This window comes from Streptomyces sp. NPDC054956 (genome assembly GCF_053609185.1).
The window spans coordinates 1-7,224 of sequence record NZ_JBSGXB010000350.1 but is presented as its reverse complement, the minus strand read 5'-3'; the positions used below and the strand labels follow the sequence as shown (position 1 = coordinate 7,224).

Below are 7,224 nucleotides of genomic sequence, written 5' to 3'. Positions count from 1 at the left end.
CCACGGATGGCGGGCGGCCCCTTCGGGTCGCTCTGGGTCCTGCTGGTCCTGCTGGTCCTGCTGGTCCTACGGCCGGCCGGAGCCGGTCAGGAGGCCTTGGCCTTCTCGGCCGGGGCGCTCGCGGCGACCGGGGCCGGGGCGGGCTTGGCGGCCTCGTAGAACTCCTCGCGCGGGGTCTCCAGCGCACCGAGGGAGACGACCTCGCGCTTGAGGAACATCGCGAGGGTCCAGTCGGCGAAGACGCGGATCTTGCGGTTCCAGGTCGGCATGGCCATGCCGTGGTAGCCACGGTGCATGTACCAGGCGAGACGGCCCTTGAGCTTGATCTTCATCTTGCCCATGACGATCATCGCGACGCCCTTGTGGAGGCCGAGGCCCGCCACAGCACCCTTGTTGGAGTGCGAGTACTCGTGCTGCGGGAAGCCCCGCATGCCCGAGATGACGTTGTCGCCGAGGACCTTGGCCTGGCGCAGCGCGTGCTGGGCGTTCGGCGGGCACCAGGCGTTCTCGACGCCGGCCTTGCGGGCGGCGAGGTCGGGCACCTGGGCGTTGTCGCCGGCGGTCCAGATGTAGTCCGTGCCCTTGACCTGGAGGGTCGGCTCGGCGTCCACGTGGCCGCGCGGGCCCAGCGGCAGGCCGTAGCGGGCCAGCACCGGGTTGGGCTTGACGCCCGCGGTCCACACCAGGGTGTTGGAGTCGACCTCGAGGCCGTTCTTCAGCACCACGTGGCCGTCCACGCAGGAGTCCATGGAGGTGTTCAGGTAGATCTCGATGCCGCGCGACTCGAGGTGCTCCTTGCCCCAGGTGCCGAGCTTGGGCCCGACCTCGGGAAGGATCTTGTCGGCCGCGTCGACCAGGATGAAGCGCATGTCCTCGCGCTTGATGCTGGAGTAGTACTTCGCGGCGTCGCGGGCCATGTCCTCGACCTCGCCGATCGTCTCGGCACCGGCGAAGCCGCCGCCGACGAAGACGAAGGTGAGGGCCTTGCGGCGGACGTCCTCGTCCGTCGTGGACTCGGCCTTGTCGAGCTGCTCGAGTACGTGGTTGCGCAGGCCGATGCCCTCTTCGACGCCCTTCATGCCGATGCCCTGTTCGGCGAGGCCGGGGATCGGGAAGGTGCGGGAGACGGCGCCGAGCGCGATCACCAGGTAGTCGAAGGGCAGCTCGTACGCCTCGCCGACGAGCGGCGTGACGACGGCGACCTTGCGGTCCTGGTCGATGCTGGTGACGCGGCCGGTGAGGACCTCAGCCTTCGGAAGCACGCGTCGCAGCGGTACGACGACGTGCCGAGGCGAGATGCTGCCTGCGGCCACTTCGGGGAGGAAGGGCTGGTAGGTCATGTACGAGCGCGGGTCGACGACCGTGACGGTCGCCTCGCCGTAACGCATCTTCTTCATGATGCGCTTGGCTGCGTACAGGCCTACGTACCCACCTCCTACAACGAGGATCCTGGGACGCTCCGTGGTGCTCATGGAACGAGTATCCAGCACCCCAAGGGGTGACGCTCGTGAGCCCCTTCACAAGGGTCTGGAGACCCTCTGCTACACTCCGCCGCCCACGTGACCGAGGTCATGGCGCGCGACGGGAACCAGGGTGTAACGGGAGTCGTTGAACACCAGGCCTGAACTGGCCTCCGAGGCTGAAACCGGAGTAGACCACCCGGTTCGTGGATACCTACCGACGGAGCCCCTCGGGGCCCGCCATTCACACGAACGCTCGCAAAAAGAAGGCCCGAGGGGCCCTCGAGGCACCCAAAAGGCCCCTCTCGAGCCCTCACGGGCATCTTTTCCTTGTGAAGAACTTCACGAACTTCGTGTGGACGACGGGACCTAAGGCCCCCGTAAGGGCCCCGGAAGTCCTTCCGGAGGGCCCTCACCGCCTCCGTCAGGCGACCGACCAGGCGATTCCGTCGAGGATGTCGTGCTCCGAGACCACGACCTCCGAAGCGCCCACCCGCTCCATGACGGCCAGCAGGACCAGCGCGCCCGCGCCGATCACGTCGACCCGGCCCGGGTGCATCACCGGGATCGCCGCGCGCTCGGCGTGCGTCAGCGTCAGCATCCGCTCGCTGATCTCGCGGACCTTCTCGTAGGAGATCCGGGAGTGGTGGATCGCCGCCGAGTCGTACTCCGTCAGGCCCAGCGCGATCGCGGCGACCGTGGTCACCGAACCGGCCAGCCCGACCAGGGTGCGCGCCTCGCCCAGCGGGACGCTCTCGGCGGCCAGGTCCAGCGCCGCCTCGATGTCCGCCCTTATCGCGGCGACCTGAGCCGCGGTCGGCGGGTCGGTGACGACCCCGTCCACCAGCAGGTGGCGCTCGGTCATCCGGACGCAGCCCACGTCGACGGAGCGGGCCGCCCGGACGTGGTCCTCGCCGACCACGAACTCCGTGGAGCCGCCGCCGATGTCCACCACCAGGAACGGCTTCTCCAGGTGGTCGGTGCCCGTCAGCTCCTTCGTGGCCCCGGTGAAGGAGAACTCCGCCTCCTGGTCACCGGAGATCACCGTGGGCTCGACGCCCAGGATCTCCATGACCCCCTTGACGAACTCGTCCCGGTTCTCGGCGTCGCGGGAGGCCGAGGTCGCCACGAAGCGCAGGCGCTCGGCGCCGAGCTCCTCGATGACCGCCGCGTACTCCCGGCAGGCGGCGAAGGTGCGCTCCAGCGCCTCCGGGGCCAGCCGGCCCGTCCGGTCGACACCCTGCCCGAGGCGTACCACCGTCATCCGGCGGTCGAGCTCCACGAACTCGCCGGTGGCGGGGTCGCAGTCCGCGACGAGCAGGCGGATGGAGTTCGTACCGCAGTCGATGCCCGCGACCCGGGTCACGCGTCCGGGCCCGTCTGCTCCGCCTTGTCCCCGCACGGGGTGACGCAGGCGCCCTTGGCCCACCACTCGGGCAGCATCGCCAGGGCCTCGTCGCCGAACGGGTTCACGCCCGGGCCCGCGGCCAGCGAGTGGCCGACCAGCACGTGCAGGCACTTGACCCGGTCCGGCATGCCGCCGGCGCTCGGGAAGCCCTGGAGCACCTCGATGGCGTCGCGGCGGGTGATGTAGTCCTCGTGCGCGGCCCGGTAGGCGTCGGCCAGCTCCGGGTCCACGGCGAGCCGGGCCTGCATCTCCTTCATCACGCCGTTGGCCTCGAGCGTGCCGATCGCGCCGGCGGCGCGCGGGCAGGTCAAGTAGTACAGCGTCGGGAAGGGCGTGCCGTCGGGAAGCCGCGGGGCGGTCTCCACCACGTCCGGCTGCCCGCAGGGGCAGCGGTGCGCGATGGCGCGCAGCCCGCGCGGCGGGCGGCCGAGCTGCTGCTCGAACGCCTCGATGTCGGCGGCGGTCGGCTCGGTCCGGTCGGTCTGGGGCGGGGGCGTCTGCATGCCTGGAGGAAGTCTTTTCGTTCTCGTGGATGGTCACGTACCGAGTCGGGTACGCAGTCGGTCGGGTACGTCTCAGTCGCCCGGGCGGTCGGCCTTGTCGACGCCGTCCCAGACGTTGGAGTACCAGGGCCGGTCGGTGGCGGCCTGTCCGCTGCGGCGGTGCTCGGCGCCCTGGGCCCCGGGGTCGTTCATGATGTAGCTGATCTCCCCCGGCCGGACGAAGTGCAGGTGCTTGCGCGCCTGCTGCTCCGCGTACGCGTTGTCCTGCCAGCGGGCCTTCTCGTCGCGCAGCCGCTCCAGCCGCTCGCGCGCGGTGGCGGCGGCCTTCTGCTGCTCCGCGATCTCCGAGCGCTGGGACACGTACTGGCGCATCGGATAGGCGAGGGCGACGACCAGGGTACAGAGGACGAGGACGAGCAGGGCGGCCCGGCCGGTGAGCCGGCTGCGGCGGACCTGGCGGCGGGACTGCGAGCGGTAGACGTGCGCCGCGGTCCGCTCGCCCAGTTGCTTGAGCCTCGTCGCGGTCGAGAACGTGGCGAACCGGTCCCGGTTCCCGGCCATTGATCCGCCTCCCCTTGTACACGCACTACGCAATACGTCCCCGCACACGGTACGGGACCGAGTACGGGGACGTAGGGAGGCTTGCGCCCCGCGGCCTAAAGGACTGTTCAGCCCTTGAAGCGCGGGAAGGCGCTGCGGCCCGCGTACACCGCGGCGTCGTCGAGGATCTCCTCGATGCGCAGCAGCTGGTTGTACTTGGCGACGCGGTCCGAGCGGGCCGGGGCGCCGGTCTTGATCTGGCCGCAGTTCACGGCGACCGCGAGGTCGGCGATGGTGACGTCCTCGGTCTCGCCGGAGCGGTGCGACATCATGCACTTGAAGCCGTTGCGCTGGGCCATCTCGACGGCGTCGAGGGTCTCGGTCAGCGAACCGATCTGGTTCACCTTGACGAGCAGGGCGTTGGCCGAGCCCTCCTCGATACCGCGGGCGAGGCGCTCGGGGTTGGTGACGAAGAGGTCGTCGCCGACGATCTGGACCTTGGAGCCCAGGCGGTCGGTGAGGGTCTTCCAGCCGTCCCAGTCGTCCTCGAACAGCGGGTCCTCGATGGAGACCAGCGGGTACGCCTCGACGAGCTCGGCGTAGTAGTCGGTCATCTCGGCGGCCGAGCGGGACTTGCCCTCGAACTCGTAGTTGCCGTCCTTGTAGAACTCGGACGCGGCGACGTCGAGCGCGAGCGCGATCTGGGTGCCCGGGACGTAGCCGGCCTGCTTGATGGCCTCGACGATGAGGTCGAGCGCGGCGCGGTTCGACTCGAGGTTCGGCGCGAAGCCGCCCTCGTCGCCCAGACCGGTGGAGAGGCCCTTGGTGTGCAGGACCTTCTTGAGGGTGTGGTAGACCTCGGCACCCCAGCGAAGGGCCTCGGAGAAGGACTCCGCGCCGATCGGGGCGATCATGAACTCCTGGATGTCGACGTTGGAGTCGGCGTGCGACCCACCGTTGAGGATGTTCATCATCGGAACGGGCAGCAGGTGCGCGTTCGGACCGCCGAGGTAGCGGAAGAGCGGGAGGTCCGAGGCCTCGGACGCGGCGTGCGCGACGGCGAGGGAGACGCCGAGGATGGCGTTGGCGCCGAGGGAGCCCTTGTTGTCGGTGGCGTCCAGGTCGATCATCGCCTGGTCGATCAGGCGCTGCTCGGTGGCGTCGTAGCCGACGAGCTCCGGGCCGAGCTGCTCGATGACGGCGAGGACGGCCTTCTCGACACCCTTGCCCATGTAACGGTTGGGGTCACCGTCACGGAGCTCTACGGCTTCGAACGCTCCGGTGGAGGCACCGGACGGAACTGCAGCACGGCCGGTGCTGCCATCGTCGAGGCCCACCTCGACCTCGACCGTGGGGTTGCCTCGGGAGTCCAGGATTTCCCGGGCTACGACGACGTCGATGGACGGCACGAGCATCTCCTTCTGGGATGTGACGCTGAGTGTGCGGTGGCATGTCAGGCCGTGGGATGGCCTTGCCGCTTAGAGCCTAACCGGCTCAGGGCACTCGGCCAGCCGACCGCCCGGGTCCTGGGACGAAAAAGGGCCTGAATGCCCCCCTTACAGGACATAGGACCCTTGATCACCGAGGATTTCCGGGCTCCTCACCGGGCCGGAACGGGCACACAGCACCGCCCGGCGCGAAGGGGGTTGCGCGCCGGGCGGTGGATGCACTGCGTGTTGCGGACGCCGGTCCTGCTGCTGTTACCGCAGGATTCAGCTGAGCTTCAGCTTCTGGCCCGGGAAGATCAGGTTGGCGTCGGAAACGATGTCCTTGTTGAGCTCGAAGAGCTTCTCCCAGCCGCCGGAGACGTTGTTCGCGGCGGCGATGTCGCCCAGGGTGTCGCCGGACTTGACCTCGTAGGAGCCGTTGCCCGTCTTGGGGGCCTCGGTCTTGGGGGTCTCGGTCTTCGGCTTGGCGGCCGGACGGTCGGAGCGCGTGGCCGGGGCCTCGGCGCGCTTCGTCTCCTTCTTCGGCTCGGCCTTCTTCTCCTGCTTCTTCGGCTCGGCCTTCGGCTTGGGGGCCTCGGCGGCGCCGCCGGTGTAGGAGGAGTTCGACAGGCCCACGCCACAGGACGGCCAGGCGCCCTTGCCCTGGCCCTTGAGGACCTTCTCGGCGATGGCTATCTGCTGGGCCTTGGAGGCCTGGTTGGCCTGGGCGGCGTACGCCTTGCCGCCGTACGCGGCCCACGTGGAGGACGAGAACTGCAGGCCGCCGTAGTAGCCGTTGCCCGTGTTGATGGACCAGTTGCCACCGGACTCGCACGAGGCGACGCGGTCCCACTCGGAAGCGGTCGCGGCGGAAGCGGTACCGGCGGCCATCAGCGGGGCGGCGATGGCGGCACCGGTGACACCGGCGAGCGTGACGATGCGGACGGCCTTGCTGCCGCGACGGTGCTTGCCCTTGCCGGAAATCAGCATGGAGTTCTCCTCACCGACGCCTACGAGGTGAGCTGTCGGGTTCGGGCGAGTGAGTGCCCGGCCGAGCGTCCTAGCGCCCGTCTTAACCCCTAGCCGGTTCCGTGACCGTCTCTCAACGGCCGGTTCCGGCGCCTACCTTGGTTCCCCCGCTCCTGCCTTCGGCGCTTGACGCGACGTGTGTTCCCTCCGTCCGCCGGCAGGATTCGGCGATGCGGTCGAAGGAGCCCGCGGTGGCGAGCGATTCAGAAGGTAGACAGGTCTCCCCCCGATGTTCAACGAGCGACATCGGGGGGAAACAGGGCCTACTTGCGCTCTTCCCGGTGATGTTTGCGCAGGTGAGGGCGGGGTTTGCGGAACCCTCCGGACCTGACACGCCAGTTGACCGGAAGAGACACATGTCTCACTTACAGAAAACGGACAATCAGCTGTTTCCGGGCGCCCTAACTGCCCTTATTGGTGGGTTAGATCCAGGTTCTGGCCGGGCTTGATCAGGTTGGCGTCGTCGCCGATGACCTGCTCGTTGGCCTCGTAGAGCGCGTTCCAGCCGCCCTTCACTCCCTTGGCGTCCGCGATGGCGGCCAGGCTGTCGCCCGCCTTCACGGTGTACTTCGGGTCCGACGCGGCGTCAGTCGCGGCCGGTGCCTCGACCGCGGCCGGGCCGCGGTGCTTCCCGTTCCCCTCCGCCGCGCCGGCCGCCGGCGCGGCCGGATCGGCGGGGTTGCCGGGGGTGGCGGGCGCCGACGGGTCGGCGGGGGCGAGGGGGGCCGTGGGCGCCGTCGGGGCCACCGGAGCCGTCGGGTCCGCGGACGGGGCCGCGGGCGCCGTGGGGTCCGCCGGGTTCGCGGGGGCCGTCGGACCGCCGGGCAGGCCGGGGGCCGTCGTGGGGAGGTCCTGGT

General features: G+C 69.7%; 7 protein-coding genes and 1 riboswitch. All 7 genes read right to left on the bottom strand.

Translation table 11 applies throughout. From position 1 onward, the window contains the following. Window positions 1-86 precede the first annotated feature (86 nt). A complete protein-coding gene (locus ACWGDE_RS33720) occupies window positions 87-1,472 on the bottom strand; it encodes an NAD(P)/FAD-dependent oxidoreductase (RefSeq protein ID WP_453392862.1) in 1,386 nt (461 codons plus the stop codon). A gap of 412 nt (window positions 1,473-1,884) precedes the next feature. Continuing rightward, complete coding sequence (locus ACWGDE_RS33715; protein ID WP_453392861.1) at window positions 1,885-2,826, bottom strand: Ppx/GppA phosphatase family protein; 942 nt, start codon at window positions 2,824-2,826, stop codon at window positions 1,885-1,887. Beyond that, window positions 2,823-3,371 carry a DUF501 domain-containing protein gene (locus tag ACWGDE_RS33710; protein WP_453392860.1) on the bottom strand — a complete coding sequence of 183 codons (549 nt, stop codon included), beginning with the start codon at window positions 3,369-3,371 and terminating at the stop codon, window positions 2,823-2,825. Before ACWGDE_RS33710 ends, ACWGDE_RS33715 begins: the two co-directional genes overlap by 4 nt. Before the next feature lie 72 nt (window positions 3,372-3,443). Then, the gene (locus tag ACWGDE_RS33705) at window positions 3,444-3,932 is read right to left on the bottom strand and encodes an FtsB family cell division protein (protein WP_453392859.1); all 489 of its coding nucleotides are present in this window, start codon (window positions 3,930-3,932) and stop codon (window positions 3,444-3,446) included. Between the two features lie 107 nt (window positions 3,933-4,039). Next, a complete protein-coding gene (gene eno, locus ACWGDE_RS33700) occupies window positions 4,040-5,320 on the bottom strand; it encodes a phosphopyruvate hydratase (RefSeq protein ID WP_453392858.1) in 1,281 nt (426 codons plus the stop codon). Between the two features lie 303 nt (window positions 5,321-5,623). Beyond that, on the bottom strand, window positions 5,624-6,328 hold the full coding sequence (locus ACWGDE_RS33695) for a transglycosylase family protein (protein WP_453392857.1): 705 nt from the start codon (window positions 6,326-6,328) through the stop codon (window positions 5,624-5,626). A gap of 2 nt (window positions 6,329-6,330) precedes the next feature. Then, window positions 6,331-6,502: riboswitch (cyclic di-AMP (ydaO/yuaA leader) on the bottom strand. 276 nt (window positions 6,503-6,778) lie between these two features. Then, on the bottom strand, window positions 6,779-7,224 hold a 446-nt coding region (locus ACWGDE_RS33690; RefSeq protein ID WP_453392856.1), incomplete at its 5' end, for a LysM peptidoglycan-binding domain-containing protein.